Origin of the sequence: Sphaerisporangium sp. B11E5 (assembly GCF_039871875.1) — a bacterium.
Lineage (GTDB): Bacteria > Actinomycetota > Actinomycetes > Streptosporangiales > Streptosporangiaceae > Sphaerisporangium.
Genome location: NZ_JBDPMD010000011.1, coordinates 55,631 through 70,800 on the forward strand (window position 1 = coordinate 55,631; position 15,170 = coordinate 70,800).

Below are 15,170 nucleotides of genomic sequence, written 5' to 3' on the forward strand. Positions count from 1 at the left end.
CGGTCAGACGTCGCCGGGCTTGGGGACCTTGGGGCCGCGGGTGGGGGCGGGGGGCGGGGTGGCGGCCTGGGGTTCGGCGGGGGTGTCGATGCGGGGGCCCACGCCGAGCTTTTCCTTGATCTTCTTTTCGATCTCGTTGGCGATGTCGGGGTTGGACTTGAGGAAGTTGCGGGCGTTCTCCTTGCCCTGGCCGAGCTGGTCGCCCTCGTAGGTGTACCAGGCGCCGGCCTTGCGGACGAAGCCCTGCTCGACGCCCATGTCGATCAGGCCGCCCTCGCGGGAGATGCCGACGCCGTACAGGATGTCGAAGTCGGCCTGGCGGAAGGGCGGGGCCATCTTGTTCTTGACGACCTTGACGCGGGTGCGGTTGCCGACGGGCTCGGTGCCGTCCTTGAGGGTCTCGATGCGGCGGACGTCGAGGCGGACCGAGGCGTAGAACTTGAGCGCCTTGCCACCGGTCGTGGTCTCGGGCGAGCCGAACATGACGCCGATCTTCTCGCGGAGCTGGTTGATGAAGATGGCGGTGGTGCCGGTGTTGTTGAGCGCGCCCGCGACCTTGCGCAGCGCCTGGGACATCAGCCGGGCCTGCAGGCCGACGTGGCTGTCGCCCATCTCGCCCTCGATCTCGGCCTTCGGCACCAGGGCCGCGACCGAGTCGATCACGACGAGGTCGATCGCGCCGGAGCGGATCAGCATGTCGGCGATCTCGAGGGCCTGCTCACCGGTGTCGGGCTGGGAGACCAGCAGCGCGTCGGTGTCCACACCGAGCTTGCGCGCGTAGTCGGGGTCGAGGGCGTGCTCGGCGTCGATGAACGCCGCGATGCCGCCCCCCCGCTGCGCGTTGGCCACGGCGTGCAGCGCCACGGTGGTCTTACCGCTGGACTCGGGGCCGTAGATCTCGACGATGCGGCCCCGGGGGAAGCCCCCGATGCCGAGCGCCACGTCGAGCGCGATCGCCCCGGTCGGGATCACCTCGATGGGGGCCCGCGCGTCATCGCCGAGGCGCATGACAGAGCCCTTGCCGAACTGCCGCTCGATCTGGGCGAGCGCGGTCTCAAGGGCCTTCTCGCGGTCGTTGGCTGCCATGGGATGCCCCCTGGAGGGTGTAGAAGTCTTCGTTTCCGTCGCCTGGGAAGCTACGGGGTGGCACCGACAATTTCCGGAACCCGCGGCACCGGGGGTCGGCAGCTCCAAATATAGCGAACGATTGTTCGATCGTGGGGGGAACTCCCGAGCGGCTCGCCGGACGCGGGCGCGAGGCCGCCACCTGTTTCCCCGGCTCCCGGCGCGGGTGACTCAGGGTCAGCGCAGTCGCGGGTCGACGTCGGTCACCTCGCACACGGCGCGCCAGACGACCTTGGCCGACTCTCCCTCGGCGAGCGCCTGCGTGACGGTGCGGCCGCCGAGCTGGGCGATGACGTAGTCATGCGCCCAGGACTCGGCGTATCTCTCGCCGAAGTGGCGGTTCATCCGCTGCCAGAATTCCGTGAGACGCATCCCACCAGTATCGTCGCCGGCCCGAGGCGCCTGGACCGCGGCCGTCGCCGCGCGGGACGCGTGGGCCTCACATGACCTTGTTGCCGTACATCTCCCCGAGCGGGTCGGCGAGCAGCTCCAGGCGGGCGCCGTCCGGGTCGCGGAAGTAGATCGACGCGTTGCTTTCGAGCTGGTACGGGACGCCGGCGTCGTCCAGCTTGCCGCGCAGCTTCTCCCACTTGCCGCGTTCCACGGAGATGGCGATGTGGTGCAGGCCCCCGAGGACCTCCTGGTACTCCGACAGGTCGAGCCCCGGCAGGTCGAAGAACGCCAGCAGGTTGCCGTTGCCGATGTCGAAGAAGAAGTGGTTGGAGCCCTTGTAGTCCCGGTTCTCGAAGATCTCGGTCAGCGGGAACTCCAGGAGGTCCTGGTAGAACGTGATGGTCCGCTCGACGTCGGAGCAGATCAGTGCGAAGTGGTGCAGGCCGCGGGCGCTGCTTTCCGGGCGCCGGGCGTGGAGGTGCTGTTCCCGGATACGCTCCCGGGCCGCATCGATCGCCGCATAGTCGATGTCCATGCTCCCAGGTGACGTCCCTGGTGTCCTGGATGTCAAGACCGGTGACGGTGGCGCCTCACGGCCGGGGTACGGCCCGTCCGGTGCCGGGCGACGGCCGTTTCTGTCGGTGGCGGGTTGCATGATGGGACGGTGACCGCTTCGGTGTTCGACCACTTCACGCCGGTGACCAGGCGATGGTTCACCGGCGCCTTCGCCGCGCCCACGGCGGCGCAGGAAGGCGCCTGGCGGTCCATCGCCCAGGGCGACAACACCCTCGTGGTGGCGCCCACCGGCTCGGGCAAGACCCTCGCCGCCTTCCTGTGGTCCCTGGACCGCCTGGCCGCCACCCGCATGACCGCCGGGTCCGGTGGCGTCTCAGGGTCCCGTGCGGCCGGGAAGGGCACCAAAGGGGGCAAGGGTGAGAAGGGTGCCGGGCGTGGGAAGAGCGGTGACGGGCCGCGGCGGTGCCGGGTGGTGTACGTGTCGCCGCTCAAGGCGCTGGCGGTGGACGTCGAGCGCAACCTCCGCGCGCCGCTGGCCGGCATCGGGCAGGCGGCCCGCGCCATGGGGCTGCCCGCGCCGGACGTCTCGGTGGCCGTCCGCTCCGGTGACACCACCACCGAGGACCGGCGCCGGTTCGCCGCCCGGCCCTCCGACATCCTGATCACCACACCCGAGTCGCTGTACCTGCTGCTGACCAGCAAGGCGCGGGACGCCCTGCGCGAGGTGGAGACCGTCATCGTCGACGAGGTGCACGCCGTCGCGGGCACCAAGCGCGGCGCCCACCTGGCGCTGACCCTGGAACGGCTGGACGCGCTGCTGCCGCGCCCGGCCCAGCGCATCGGCCTGTCCGCCACGGTCCGCCCGGTGAGCGAGATCGCGGCGTTCCTCGGCGGCTCCCGCCCGACGACGGTCGTGCAGCCCCCGTCCGAGAAGGTCATCGAGATCGAGGTGATCGTCCCGGTCGAGGACATGACCGAGCTGGACGGCCCACCGCGCGGAGCCCCCCGCCCCGGCGGACAGCTCGTCGATCCCGCTCTGTGGGAAACCGCCGGGCCCGGTCTCCCGGAAGACGGCCGGCCCGGGTTCCCCGCCGACGGCGAGCCCGCCCTGCGGAAGAACGGGGAGCCGGGGTTCCCCGAGGACGACGAGCTCGCTCTGGGGAAGAACGGGGAGCCGGGGTTCCCTGACGGCGACGAGCTCGCTCTGGGGAAGAACGGGGAGCCGGGGTTCCCTGAGGGCGGGGACTCGTCGTGGGCCGTGGAGGAGCCGCCGCGGCGGTCCATCTGGCCGCATGTCGAGGAGCACCTGCTCGGGCTGATCGGCTCCCATCGCTCCACCATCGTCTTCGCCAACTCACGGCGGCTCGCCGAGCGACTGTGTTCGCGCCTCAACGAGCTGGCGTACGAGCGTTCCGCCGCGGCGCAGGGAGGTGTCCCTGGTGAGCTCACAGGCGGGGATGGCGAGGGGGGGCCGGCGGCCCGGTCGGCGCCGGCCGGGGTCATGGCGCAGGCCGGGGTGACCAAGGGGGGTGTGCCCGAGATCGTGCGGGCCCATCACGGTTCGGTGTCCAAGGAGCAGCGGGCGCAGATCGAGGAGGCGCTGAAGTCGGGGCGGTTGCCCGCCGTTGTGGCGACGTCCAGCCTGGAGCTCGGCATCGACATGGGGGCGGTCGACCTTGTGGCGTGTGTGGAGGCGCCGCCGAGCGTCGCGAGCGGGCTGCAGCGCATCGGGCGGGCGGGGCACCAGGTCGGTGCGGTCTCCAAGGGTGTGATCTTCCCCAAGTACCGCGGCGACCTGATCCAGACGGCCGTCGTGTCCGAGCGCATGAAGGCCGGGCAGATCGAGGAGACCCGTTACCCCCGCAACCCGCTGGACGTCCTGGCGCAGCAGATCGTGGCCATGTGCGCGCTCGACGAGTGGACGGTGGACGAGCTGGAGACCCTGATCCGCCGCGCCGCCCCGTACGCCACGCTGCCGCGCAGCGCGCTGGAGGCCACGCTGGACATGCTGGCCGGGCGCTACCCGAGCGACGAGTTCGCCGAGCTGCGGCCCCGCGTGGTGTGGGACCGGGTCACGGGCCGGGTGACCGGCCGTCCCGGCGCCCAGCGGCTCGCGGTGACCAACGCCGGCACCATCCCCGACCGCGGCATGTTCGGCGTGTTCCTGGCGGGCGGCGACACCGGGCGCGGCGGCCGGCGGGTCGGCGAGCTGGACGAGGAGATGGTGTACGAGTCCCGCGTGGGCGACGTCTTCGTGCTGGGCGCCACCTCCTGGCGCATCGAGGACATCACCGCGGACCGTGTGCTGGTCTCCCCCGCCCCCGGCCGTCCGGGCAAGCTGCCGTTCTGGCACGGCGACACGCCGGGCCGCCCGGCGGAGCTCGGCCGGGCGCTCGGGGCGTTCCTGCGCGACATGTCCGGCGGGGACTCCTCCCGGCTCACCGACGCCGGGCTGGACGGTTACGCCGCCGCCAACCTGCTCGCCTACCTCGCCGAGCAGCGTGAGGCCACCGGCTACGTGCCCGACGACCGCACCGTGGTGGTCGAGCGGTTCCACGACGAGCTCGGCGACTGGCGGGTGGTGATCCACACGCCGTACGGCGCGCGGGTGCACGCCCCGTGGTCCCTCGCCATCGGGCGGCGGCTGCGTGAGCGGTACGGCATGGACGTGCAGGCCCTGCACTCCGACGACGGCATCGTGCTGCGCATCCCCGACACGCTGGAGGGCCCGCCCACCGACGTGGCGGTGTTCGACCCCGACGAGCTGGAGCAGATCGTCACCGAGGAGCTCGGCGGGTCGGCGTTGTTCGCGTCGCGGTTCCGCGAGTGCGCGGGGCGGGCGCTGCTGCTGCCGCGGCGCAACCCCGGCAAGCGTTCGCCGTTGTGGCAGCAGCGGCAGCGGGCCGCCGACCTGATGAAGGTCGCGAGCAGGTACGGCTCATTCCCCATCGTGCTCGAGACGATGCGTGAGTGCCTTCAGGACGTGTTCGACGTGCCCGGCCTGGTGGCGCTGATGCGTGACGTCGCCGCGCGCCGGGTGCGGGTGGTGGAGGTCGAGACCGGGCAGGCGTCGCCGTTCGCGGCGTCCCTGATGTTCGCCTACGTCGGCGCCTTCATGTACGAGGGGGACGCGCCGCTGGCGGAGCGGCGGGCCCAGGCGCTGGCGCTGGACACCCATCTGCTGGCGGAGCTGCTCGGCCAGGCCGACCTGCGCGAGCTGCTCGACCCCGACGTCGTGGCCGACACCGAGCGGGAGCTGGCCCGGCTCGACCGGCCGCTCCGCGACGCCGAGGACCTCGCCGACCTGCTGCGCACCCACGGCCCGCTCCAGGCGGAGGACGTCGCGGTGCGGGACGGCGCGCCCGGGTGGCTGGCGGACCTCGAAGGGGCACGGCGCGCCATCCGCATCCGGCTGGCCGGGGTGGAGCAGTGGGCTGCGGTCGAGGACGCCGCCCGCCTGCGCGACGCGCTCGGCGTCCCGCTGCCCGTGGGGGTCCCGCACGCCTTCCTTGAGCCGGTCGCCGACCCGCTCGGCGACCTGCTGGCCCGGCACGCCCGCACCCGGGGGCCGTTCGCCACCGAGACGGCCGCCGCGCGGTTCGGCCTGGGCGTCGCGGTGGTGGCCGACGCGCTGCGGCGCCTCGCGGCCGCCGGCCGGGTGGTCGCCGGGGAGTTCCGGCCGGGCGGCCGGGGCGAGGAGTGGTGCGACGCCGGGGTGCTGCGGTCGCTGCGCCGCCGGTCCCTGGCGCGGCTGCGCAAGGAGGTCGAGCCGGTACCACCCGAAGCCCTCGGGGCGTTCTCACCCGCCTGGCACGGCATCACCGGCGGCCGGTCCATGCGGGGCATGGACGCGCTGGTGCACGCCTTGGAGCAGTTGCAGGGTGCGGCGGTGCCGGCGTCCGCGCTTGAGACGCTGGTGCTGCCCGGCCGGGTGCAGGGGTACGAGCCCTCGCTGCTGGACGAGCTGACCGCCTCGGGCGAGGTCGTGTGGGCCGGGCAGGGGTCTCTGCCCGGCGGGGACGGCTGGGTGGCGCTGTTCTTCGCCGACACGGCGCCGCTGCTGCTGCCCCCGCCCGCCGAGATCACCATGACCCCGCTGCACGAGGAGATCATGACGGCCCTCGGCGGCGGCGGTGCGCTGTTCTTCCGTGACCTCTCCACGAAGGTGGGCTCCCTGGACGACGGCGCGCTGGCCACCGCGCTGTGGGACCTGGTGTGGTCGGGCCGCGTGTCCGGCGACACCCTGGCCCCCTTGCGTTCCGTGCTGGGCTCCGGCCGGCCCGCGCACCGCCCCTCGTCCTCGCGCCGCCGCCGGGCCGTCCTCCCCACACGCTCCGGCCCTCCCACGGTCAGCGGCCGCTGGTGGACCCTCCCCGAGCCGTCCACGGACGTCACCCAGCGCGCCCACGCACAGGCGGACGTCCTCCTGGAACGCCACGGCGTCCTCACCAGGGGCGTGATGGGCGCCGAACGCCTCGCCGGCGGCTTCGGCACCGTGTACCCGGTCCTGCGCGCCTTCGAGGAGTCCGGCCGCTGCCGCCGGGGCTACTTCGTCGAGGGCCTCGGCGGCGCCCAGTTCGCCCTCCCGGGCGCCGTGGACCGCATGCGCGCCATCGCCGCGTCCCTGTCCTCCCACGAGCCCAGCGGGTCGTGGCCGGGTACTTTGCCTCCGTCCGCGCAACCGGGCTCGCCGCCCCTGGACCAGCCCCCGGGCTCCGCCCCCCTCACCTGGACACCGGGTCCCCCGCCCGGGAACCGGACACCGGGATCGGCGTCCCCAACCTGGACACCGGGTCCCACGCCCGGCCTGCCGTACGGCGAGGCACCCTCACCCCAGGGACCGGCTTCCTCCGGCAGGCCGTACGGGGAGGCACCCTCGCCTCAAGGGCCGGGCTTTCCCGGCAGGTCGTACGGCGCCGTGCCGGGCTCGCGCTCCGGTGATGGCGGTCGTCGGGCGGTGGTGCTGGCCGCTGCCGACCCCGCCAATCCGTACGGCGCCGCGTTGCCGTGGCCGCCGCACCCGGGGGAGGTGACCCACAAGCCTGGCCGTAAGGCCGGGGCCCTGGTGGTACTCGTCGACGGGCACCTGGTCCTTTATGTCGAAAGGGGGGGCCGCACCCTGCTCTCCTTCACCGACGGCGACCGCCTCCAGCCCGCCGTGGACGCCCTCGCCCTGGCGGTCCGCGACGGCGCGCTGGGGAAACTCACCGTCGAGAAGGCCGACGGCGAGTCCATCACCACGTCGCCCTTGGCCACGGCGCTCGAATCCGCCGGCTTCCACCCGACCCCGCGCGGCCTGCGCCTACGTGCCTGACCACTCAGAAGGACAGACTGCTTCTACGGACCTGACCACCCAAAAGGGCAGGACTGCGCCTACGCGCCTGACCATTCAGGAGGGGGGAAGGCGAGGGGGCCGTAGCGGGCGGTGGGGGTGCCGGTGGTCATGGCCCAGTAGCGGTCGCCGTGCGACCAGTGCCACCACTCGGTGGGGTAGTTGACCATGCCCGCGGATTCGAGGGCGGCGGTGAGGATCTTGCGGTGTTCGCGGGCGGCGGGTGAGATGTTGGGCGCCGCCGTGTAGCAGGCGCCGTCACTCTGCTCGGGGGTGGCGTTGACCTCGGTGCCCATGTCGAGTTCGGTGCCGTCGCCGGTGGTGAGGGTGAGGTCCACGGCCGCGCCGGCGGTGTGGGGGGCCACTTCTATGGGGGAGACGTAGCGGCTGGCGGCTGCGTGGAGGGCCTCGGGCGACATGCCGGGGTGGAGGCCGCGGAGCTGGTCCTTGTACTCCTCGAAGTACTTGCGCTGGAGGACCGGAGGACGGTAACCCTCCACGACGCGCAGACGGTAGCCGTACGGGAGCGCCGTCTCGGCCTCGCGGAGGCGGGCGAGCAGGCCCGCGCGCAGATGGGCGTAAGCACCCTCCGGGTCGGCGAGGCGGCCGTCCACCGCCAGGACGCCCCGCACGTCGGCCAGCGGCTCGCCGCAGTCCTCGACGGGGATCGAGGTCACGCGGGGGTCAGAGATCAGCACGACATTCCGCATGACCGGCAATTCTGGCACAAGCCCAGGTAAGAGGTTCGCCAGTGGTCCGCCAAGGGCCCGGCACCCGCCCGGGGGCACACCGCTGCCGCTCGATCCCGGTGTCCCGCCGGATCCGCCGGGAGCCGTCCCGATCGCCGGGGCGGATGAGTACAGGGTTACTCATGCCCGCTGAACCCGGACGCCCCTACGGTCGAAGTCTCCCTTCCCGCAGGAGGCGGCACATGTCCACTGTCGAGAACAAGACCAACGGAAACGAAGAGCCGGCGTTCCATGGAGTGGCCAACGGCGCCGCCGCCATCGCGATCTTCGGCCAGGGGGCCGCGGTCGGCGTCAGAGGCGACGGCAGCACGTGGCACGGCGTCGCCGGGATCAGCACGAGCACGACCGGCGGCGCGGGGGTGTGCGGGATCAACAACACGGGTGGTGCCGGCGTCATCGGGGAGAGCTCCGTCTGGCACGGTGTGTACGGGAAGACGGAGAGCACCACGGGCGGCGCGGGTGTCGTCGGCGAAGGCGGCGCCGCGGGCGGGCCCGGGGTGATCGGCACGAGCCGCCACTGGCACGGCGTCTACGGCGAGACCTCGTCGCCGGGCGCGACCGGCGCGGCCGCGGTCTGGGGCGAGAACAAGAGCGACGGGTCGGGTGTCGTCGGCAAGAGCGCCTCCGGCGCGGGCGTGTACGGCACGAGCACGCGGGGACCGGCGGCCGTCTTCGACGGCAAGGTCGCCGTGCGCGGCGACATCGAGGTCTCGGGCGACATCCGGCTCCTCGGCGCCGACCTCGCCGAGCTGTTCGAGACCACCGCCCCCGCGGAACCCGGCACGCTCATGTGCCTGTCCGACGACGGCCACGTCACCCCCAGCACCGGGGCGTACGACAAGAAGATCATTGGCATCGTCGCCGGCGCCGGACGCTACCGGCCAGGGATCATCCTCGACTCCGGCTGCGGCGCGCAGGTGCAGCCGATCGCCATGGTCGGCAAGGTCTGCTGCAAGGTCGACGCGACGTTCGGCCCGATCGAGGTCGGAGACCTGCTCACCTCCTCGCCGACCCCGGGCCACGCGATGAAGGCGAACGACCCGGTCCGCGCCTTCGGCACCGTCGTCGGCAAGGCGATGGCGCCGCTGGACAGCGGCACCGGCCTGCTGCCCGTCCTCGTCACGTTGCAGTGACCGGAGGGATCCCATGGGCAGAATCCGGATGTACGTCTACATCCACAACGAAACCGACGCGGTGCTCCAGCTCATCGAGAACAACCTCCGGCACGGCAGCTACACCGAGGGCTGGGAGCCGCCCCAGCGGATCGAGGCCGGGCAGACCAGGGCGTTCCAGGGCGAGGGTGAGCTGATCCTGGTGCCGACCACCGGCACCGAGGGGGACGTGAGCTACCGCGTCGGCGGCGCCGACCGGCTCTACATCCACTGGAACAGCCCGCTGGTCGAGTCCCAGTACCAGAACACCTTCCACATCTGGGCACCGCCCGGCTGGGAGGTGACGCACTCCGGCGGCCAGGGGCACGAGGCCCGCCTCGACATACGGCTCCGCAGGACCGCCCCCCGCCTCGTCCGCGGCTTCCACCCCGCGCGCAACGGCCTGCCGTTCCCCAACGCCGGCTGGGCCGGCGGCCTGCCGGTGATGACGGCCGGCTTCCTGTGGAACCGGCTCCTCGACGCGTCGGGCGACGTCGGCGACGCCCTCGGCATCCTGCGCGCCGACGAGAACTGGCTTCCGCTCACCCACGCCGACGCCGGCATGTGCGGCGGCATGGTCTACGCGGTGATGGACCACTTCGTCCATAACCTCGACCCCACCCAGCGGCGGCAGCCCACCACCGCCGACGACCCGTTCTTCCGCTATCTGCGCGACCGGCTCTGGGAGAGCTTCGACGTCGGCGGCCGGGGGATCCGGTTCCTGGCCTACTCCTCGCCGCACTACCCGAACGGCGACGAGGGCGTCATCCAGACCCTCGGCCTCACCCGGGGCAGGAGCTGGGTCACCTACCGCGAAGCCTGGCCGGAGATCCAGGCGGACATCGACGCCGGCCGGCTCTCCCCGGTCGGCCTGATCCAGAGCGACGACCTCGACATCGGGACCAACCACCAGGTGCTGGTGTACGGGTACAAGAAGGACGGCCAGGACGTCGAGCTGTACGTCTACGACCCCAACTATCCGCGCAAGGAGGTCGTCCACCGCTTCAACGTGACGGCGACCGACGGGGAGGTGCACGTCAGCGTCTCCGGCACCGGCACCACCTACCCGCACCGCATCTTCGCGTTCTTCCGCACCGACGGGATCCGCGCCGACCGGCTCCCCGTGGGCGCACCCCGCTCCGTCCGCGTCGCGGCCGCCAGAGCCGGCCTGTCCTCCGTCCGCCAGGCCATGGGGCACGGCGGATCCGTCCGCCGATGGATCACTGTCTGAACCGGCACGCCGCTCCCGCCCGCCAGACGCCGGCGCGGGGGCCCGCTCCGCTCAGGCGTCCACGGTGCTGGAGAAGACCTCCTCCCTGGCCTGGGCCAGGGCGGCGGTCAGGGCGCCGCGCAGGACGGGGGCGCCGGGGACCTCGGTGACCGTGACACGGGGGCGGCTGGGGCAGATGCGGGCCACGGCGTCCTCGACGCGGGTGGCCAGGGCGGGGCCGCCCGCCCGGCCGACGTCGCCGCTGAGGACGACCAGGCGGGGGTCGAGGACCACGGTCACGGCGGTGACGCCGATGGCGAGGCGCAGGGCCAGGGCGTCCAGGAACGGCTCGTGGCCCTCGGTCACGGCGGTGCGGACGATCTCGGCGGCGGTGGGGGCGGGGGGGACGCCGTGCTCGCGGGCCAGTCCGGTCACGGCCGCCAGGCCGACCAGGCGCTGGAAGGAGCCGGACTGCGGTGCCGTGACGTCCACGGGCAGCGGCTCGCCGGGGACCGGCAGCCAGCCGATCTCCCCGGCTCCTCCGGTGAAGCCCCGGTGGAGGCGGGACCCGAGCATCACGCCGAGGCCCTGCCCGACACCCGCCCAGACCAGGACGAAGTCCTCCACACCGCGGGCGGCGCCGTGGGAGTGCTCGGCCAGGGCGGCGAGGTTGACGTCGTTCTCGATCATGACGGAGGAGCCCAGGGCGGCACGCAGGTCGGCGAGGACGCCGGCGTGCCAGGCGGGCAGGTCGAAGGAGAAGCGGACGTCGCCGGTGCGCGGGTCCACGACGCCGCGGGTGCCGATGACCAGGGCGCGCAGCTTGGCCAGGCTGATCCCCGCCTCGTCGCACACCCGCCGCACGGCGGCGTGCACGGCCTTGACCGGGTCCACCGACCCGGCGACGTCCACGGTGCGCTGCGCGACGACCGTCCCGGTGATGTCGGCGACCCCGGCGGTGACGCTGCCGGGCAGCACCTCCAGGCCCGCGACGTAGGCGCTGGACGGCACCACGGCGTACAGCGCGGCGTTGGGCCCGCGTCCGCCGGGCCGTTCCCCGGAGATGGCGACCAGGCCGCGTTCCTCCAGGCGGGCCAGGAGCTGGCCGGAGGTCACCTTGGAGAGCCCGGTGTGCTCGCCCAGTTCGGCCCGGGTGAGCGGCCCGATGGACAGCAGCAGTTCGAGCGCCGCCCGGTCGTTGAGCTTGCGCAGCAGCCGGGGTGTTCCGGGATGTCCCTGGGGCATGGGGCGGGCCCTCTCGTCACGATCCGCTAACGGGCGTTTTTTTTAAGAAAGTTTCTTGTTAGTTTAGCGGCAGTCGCCCCGCAGGCAAGGGATCAGGGCCTCGGGGTGCCGCAGCGCAGAGCGCGAGGACGGCGCTTCACCTGGTCGCACGCCCTGACACGTGCCCGAGTGAGCGCGATGCCCGACGCGAAGCCGGGAAGGGAGAAACCAGACGTGAAGATCGCGAAGATCACCGCCACGGCGGCCGCCACCGCCGCACTCGCCCTCGCCGTCACCGCGTGCGGGAGCGGCGGTTCAGGCGAGCCGGCCCAGCCGCAGGCCTCGGCCAGTTCCTCAGGGCCGAAGTTCGCCGGCCAGACCCTGACGGTCTGGCGGCTAGGCGCGCCCAACGACGTGCAGGACAAGTACATGCAGGACGTCAACGCCGCGTTCAAGCAGCAGACCGGCGCCGACGTCACCGTCCAGTGGATTCCGTGGCCGGACGCCCAGAAGAAGTGGACCGCCGCGCTGGCCGGCGGCGAGGGCCCCGACGTCACCGAGTTCGGCAACGACCAGGTCGCCGCCTGGGTCGCGCAGGACGCCCTCACCGACATCACCGACCTGGTGAAGTCCACGCCGGACTTCCAGCAGATCCCGCAGAACCTGTGGGGCTACGAGACGATCGACGGCAAGATCTACGCCGCGCCGTGGGGCGGCGGCACCCGGGCCGTCCTGTACCGCAAGGACTGGTTCGACGACCTCGGCCTCAGCGCACCCAAGACCTGGGACGAGCTGGTGACCGCGGCCAAGAAGATCGTCGCCGAGAAGGGCAAGGACGTCGACGGCTTCGCCTTCAACGGCGGCTCCGACGCCAACATGTCGCTGTCGCCGTTCGTGTGGTCGGCCGGCGGCGACTTCGCGGCCTTCGAGGGCGGCAAGTGGGTCGGCAAGCTGACCGAGCCCGGCTTCAAGGAGGGCTTCCAGTTCTACACCGACCTGGTGACCAAGGACGGCGTGTCCGGCAAGGGCCGCCTGTCGCAGAACTCTGTGGACATCAGCCAGCGCTTCGCCGCGGGCAAGGTCGGCATGTACGTCACCGGCGGCTGGGACATCGCCACCATCAAGGAGCAGAGCAAGGGCAAGGTCGGCGACGACCAGATGGCCTTCTTCTCGCTGCCCGCCAAGGACGGCAGCGGCCCGGCCCCGGCGTTCCAGGGCGGCAACGACATCGCCATCTGGAAGGACGCCAAGAGCCCCGAGCTGGCCGCCGAGTACGTCAAGCTCGCCGCCGGCAAGGAGTACGGCACCCGGTACGCCAAGGAGGGCGGCCTGCTGCCCCTGTACCCGGACGCCCTCTCCGAGTACGCGAGCGACCCGGTGCAGGCGCCGTTCGCCGAGACGTTCAAGGTCGCCAAGGGCTTCCCCGCCGACCCCAACTGGGCCGAGGCCAACGACACCAAGGCCGTGCTGCAGAACGCGGCCCGCGCCGTCATCGAGGGCAAGAAGAACGTCGACACCGCCCTCGCCGACGCCAACACGGAACTCGAAGCCATCCTGAACCAGCAGTAATGATGGCCCAGACGTCCACGATCGCCCGGGGCGGGGGCACCTCCCCCGCCCCGGCGCGGCACCGGTCCGGCGGGCCGCGCCGGCGCGGCACCCTGTCCCCCAGGGCCGTCCCCTACGTGCTGCTGATCCCGGGCCTGCTGGTCATCGCGGCGCTGCTGCTGTACCCGCTGTACCAGATGACCGACATGGCCTTCCACAAGGTGGGTCTGCGGCAGATCCGCCCCAACCCCCAGCCGGCCGAGTTCGTCGGCACCGGCAACTTCACCCAGGTCTTCTCCTCCGACCTGTTCTGGACCTCGCTGCGCAACACAGTGGTGTTCGCCGCGGTCACGGTGGCGCTGACGCTGATCGGCGGCACCCTGGTGGGGCTGCTGCTCCACCGGCTCGGCAAGAAGATGTCGACCTTCCTGATCGTCGGCATCATGGCCGCCTGGGCGACGCCGCCGACCGCCGCGGCGATCATCTGGAAGTGGTTGTTCGACTCCGACGCGGGCGTCGTCAACTGGATGCTCAACCTGCTGCCGGACTGGTTGTCCTCGCTGGTGTTCGGCCGGTCGGACTGGTCGGGGCACCCCTGGCTGAACGACGCCGGCACGATCTACCTGGTGCTGGTCGTCGCGGTGGTCTGGGCGTCCTTCCCGTTCATCGCGGTGTCGGTGCTGGCGGGCCTGAAGAGCATCCCGTCCGAGCTGTACGAGGCGGCCCGGGTGGACGGGTCCACGCCGGTCAAGACGTTCACCCGCATCACGTTCCCGCTGCTCAAACCGGTGTTCTCGGTGCTGCTGGTGTTGTCCGTCATCTGGGACTTCAAGGTGTTCACCCAGCTCTACGTGCTGGCGGGCGGCACCACCAACCGCGACGCCTTCAACCTTTCGCTGTGGGCGTACACCGAGGCGTTCAGCGCGCCGCCCAAGATGGGCATCGGCGCGGCCATCGCGGTGCTGCTCACCGTCATCATGCTCGTGATCACCGCCGTGTACGTGCGGCAGATCGTCAGGACGGAGGACGTGCGATGAACCCGCGGACCGTCAAGCGCCTGAAGGGGTTCGGGCTGAACGGCCTGGCGATCGCGGTGTTCCTCGGCGCGGTGTTCCCCGTCTACTGGATGGTCGCCACCGCGTTCAAGCCGAACGACGAGATCTTCACCACGCGGTTCATCCCCTTCCCGCTGGCACCGACGTTCGACCACGTGGCCCGGGTGCTCACGCGGGGCGTCGCCGGGCACTCGATCTGGCAGTACCTCTGGAACAGCGCGATCGTGGCCGGCGGCACCGTGCTGATCGGCTCGCTGTTCGCGCTGCTGGCGGCGACCGCGGTGGCACGGTTCCGGTTCCGGTTCCGCACCTCGTTCCTGATCATGCTGCTCATCGTGCAGATGGTGCCCGCCGAAGCCCTGCTCATCCCGCTGTTCCTGATGGTGCGCCGGCTCGGCCTGTACGACCACCTGCTCGGGCTGATCGTCGTGAACGTCGGTTTCACCCTGCCGTTCGCGATCTGGATGCTGCGCACGTTCGTCGCGGCGGTGCCCAAGGAACTCGAGGAAGCGGCCGCCATCGACGGCGCCGGAAGGTTCGTCACCTTCTGGAAGGTATTGTTTCCCCTGGTGGCGCCGGGTCTGGTCGCGACAAGCATCTTCTCGTTCATCACGGCGTGGAACGAACTGGTCTTCGCGCTGACCCTGATCAACGACCAGGGCAAGTACACGATGCCGGTGGCGCTGCAGTTCTTCACCAGCCAGAGGTCCACGGACTGGGGCGGCATCATGGCCGCGTCCACGCTGATGACCATCCCGGTCGTCGCGTTCTTCCTGCTGGTGCAGCGGCGCATGGTGTCCGGCCTGGTCGCGGGCGCCGTGAAGGGCTGATCAACTTCCGCGCTTCCCCTTCTAGTCAAGGAGTCGA

General features: G+C 71.9%; 11 protein-coding genes. 6 read left to right on the forward strand and 5 right to left on the reverse strand.

Features of this window, described 5'->3' with window-relative positions; all coding sequences use genetic code 11:
• Window positions 1–3: 3 nt before the first annotated feature.
• The 3 genes from recA to ABGB17_RS13640 all read right to left on the reverse strand — a co-directional run bounded on the left by recA (window position 4) and on the right by ABGB17_RS13640 (window position 2,053).
• Window positions 4–1,086, reverse strand: coding sequence for a recombinase RecA (recA, locus tag ABGB17_RS13630; RefSeq protein ID WP_347629149.1), 1,083 nt, complete (start codon window positions 1,084–1,086; stop codon window positions 4–6).
• A 216-nt stretch (window positions 1,087–1,302) separates the two neighbouring features.
• A complete protein-coding gene (locus tag ABGB17_RS13635) occupies window positions 1,303–1,497 on the reverse strand; it encodes a DUF3046 domain-containing protein (RefSeq protein WP_347629151.1) in 195 nt (64 codons plus the stop codon).
• A gap of 67 nt (window positions 1,498–1,564) precedes the next feature.
• Window positions 1,565–2,053, reverse strand: coding sequence for a VOC family protein (locus ABGB17_RS13640; protein ID WP_347629153.1), 489 nt, complete (start codon window positions 2,051–2,053; stop codon window positions 1,565–1,567).
• A gap of 129 nt (window positions 2,054–2,182) precedes the next feature.
• On the opposite strand from ABGB17_RS13640, the gene ABGB17_RS13645 reads away from it, so the two are divergent.
• Window positions 2,183–7,348, forward strand: a complete 5,166-nt coding sequence (locus tag ABGB17_RS13645) for a DEAD/DEAH box helicase (RefSeq protein ID WP_347629155.1) — start codon at window positions 2,183–2,185, stop codon at window positions 7,346–7,348.
• A 59-nt stretch (window positions 7,349–7,407) separates the two neighbouring features.
• Here the strand turns inward: ABGB17_RS13645 and ABGB17_RS13650 are convergent, their stop codons facing one another.
• A complete protein-coding gene (locus tag ABGB17_RS13650) occupies window positions 7,408–8,076 on the reverse strand; it encodes a M15 family metallopeptidase (RefSeq protein ID WP_347629157.1) in 669 nt (222 codons plus the stop codon).
• A gap of 221 nt (window positions 8,077–8,297) precedes the next feature.
• Here ABGB17_RS13650 and ABGB17_RS13655 point away from each other — a divergent pair, with 221 nt between their 5' ends.
• Both ABGB17_RS13655 and ABGB17_RS13660 read left to right on the forward strand, forming a co-directional pair.
• Window positions 8,298–9,248, forward strand: coding sequence for a hypothetical protein (locus tag ABGB17_RS13655; protein WP_347629159.1), 951 nt, complete (start codon window positions 8,298–8,300; stop codon window positions 9,246–9,248).
• A 13-nt stretch (window positions 9,249–9,261) separates the two neighbouring features.
• Window positions 9,262–10,497: a hypothetical protein gene (locus ABGB17_RS13660; RefSeq protein ID WP_347629161.1), complete on the forward strand. Its 1,236-nt coding sequence runs from the start codon at window positions 9,262–9,264 to the stop codon at window positions 10,495–10,497.
• Between the two features lie 51 nt (window positions 10,498–10,548).
• Here the strand turns inward: ABGB17_RS13660 and ABGB17_RS13665 are convergent, their stop codons facing one another.
• On the reverse strand, window positions 10,549–11,721 hold the full coding sequence (locus ABGB17_RS13665) for an ROK family transcriptional regulator (RefSeq protein ID WP_347629163.1): 1,173 nt from the start codon (window positions 11,719–11,721) through the stop codon (window positions 10,549–10,551).
• 213 nt (window positions 11,722–11,934) lie between these two features.
• Here ABGB17_RS13665 and ABGB17_RS13670 point away from each other — a divergent pair, with 213 nt between their 5' ends.
• From ABGB17_RS13670 to ABGB17_RS13680, 3 genes are read left to right on the forward strand one after another with little or no spacing between them, the layout of a single operon-like run.
• The gene (locus ABGB17_RS13670) at window positions 11,935–13,269 is read left to right on the forward strand and encodes a sugar ABC transporter substrate-binding protein (protein ID WP_347629165.1); all 1,335 of its coding nucleotides are present in this window, start codon (window positions 11,935–11,937) and stop codon (window positions 13,267–13,269) included.
• Window positions 13,269–14,285 carry a sugar ABC transporter permease gene (locus tag ABGB17_RS13675; RefSeq protein ID WP_347629167.1) on the forward strand — a complete coding sequence of 339 codons (1,017 nt, stop codon included), beginning with the start codon at window positions 13,269–13,271 and terminating at the stop codon, window positions 14,283–14,285. Before ABGB17_RS13670 ends, ABGB17_RS13675 begins: the two co-directional genes overlap by 1 nt.
• Window positions 14,282–15,133 carry a carbohydrate ABC transporter permease gene (locus ABGB17_RS13680; RefSeq protein ID WP_347629168.1) on the forward strand — a complete coding sequence of 284 codons (852 nt, stop codon included), beginning with the start codon at window positions 14,282–14,284 and terminating at the stop codon, window positions 15,131–15,133. The genes ABGB17_RS13675 and ABGB17_RS13680 overlap by 4 nt, the downstream gene beginning before the upstream one ends.
• Window positions 15,134–15,170 lie beyond the last annotated feature (37 nt).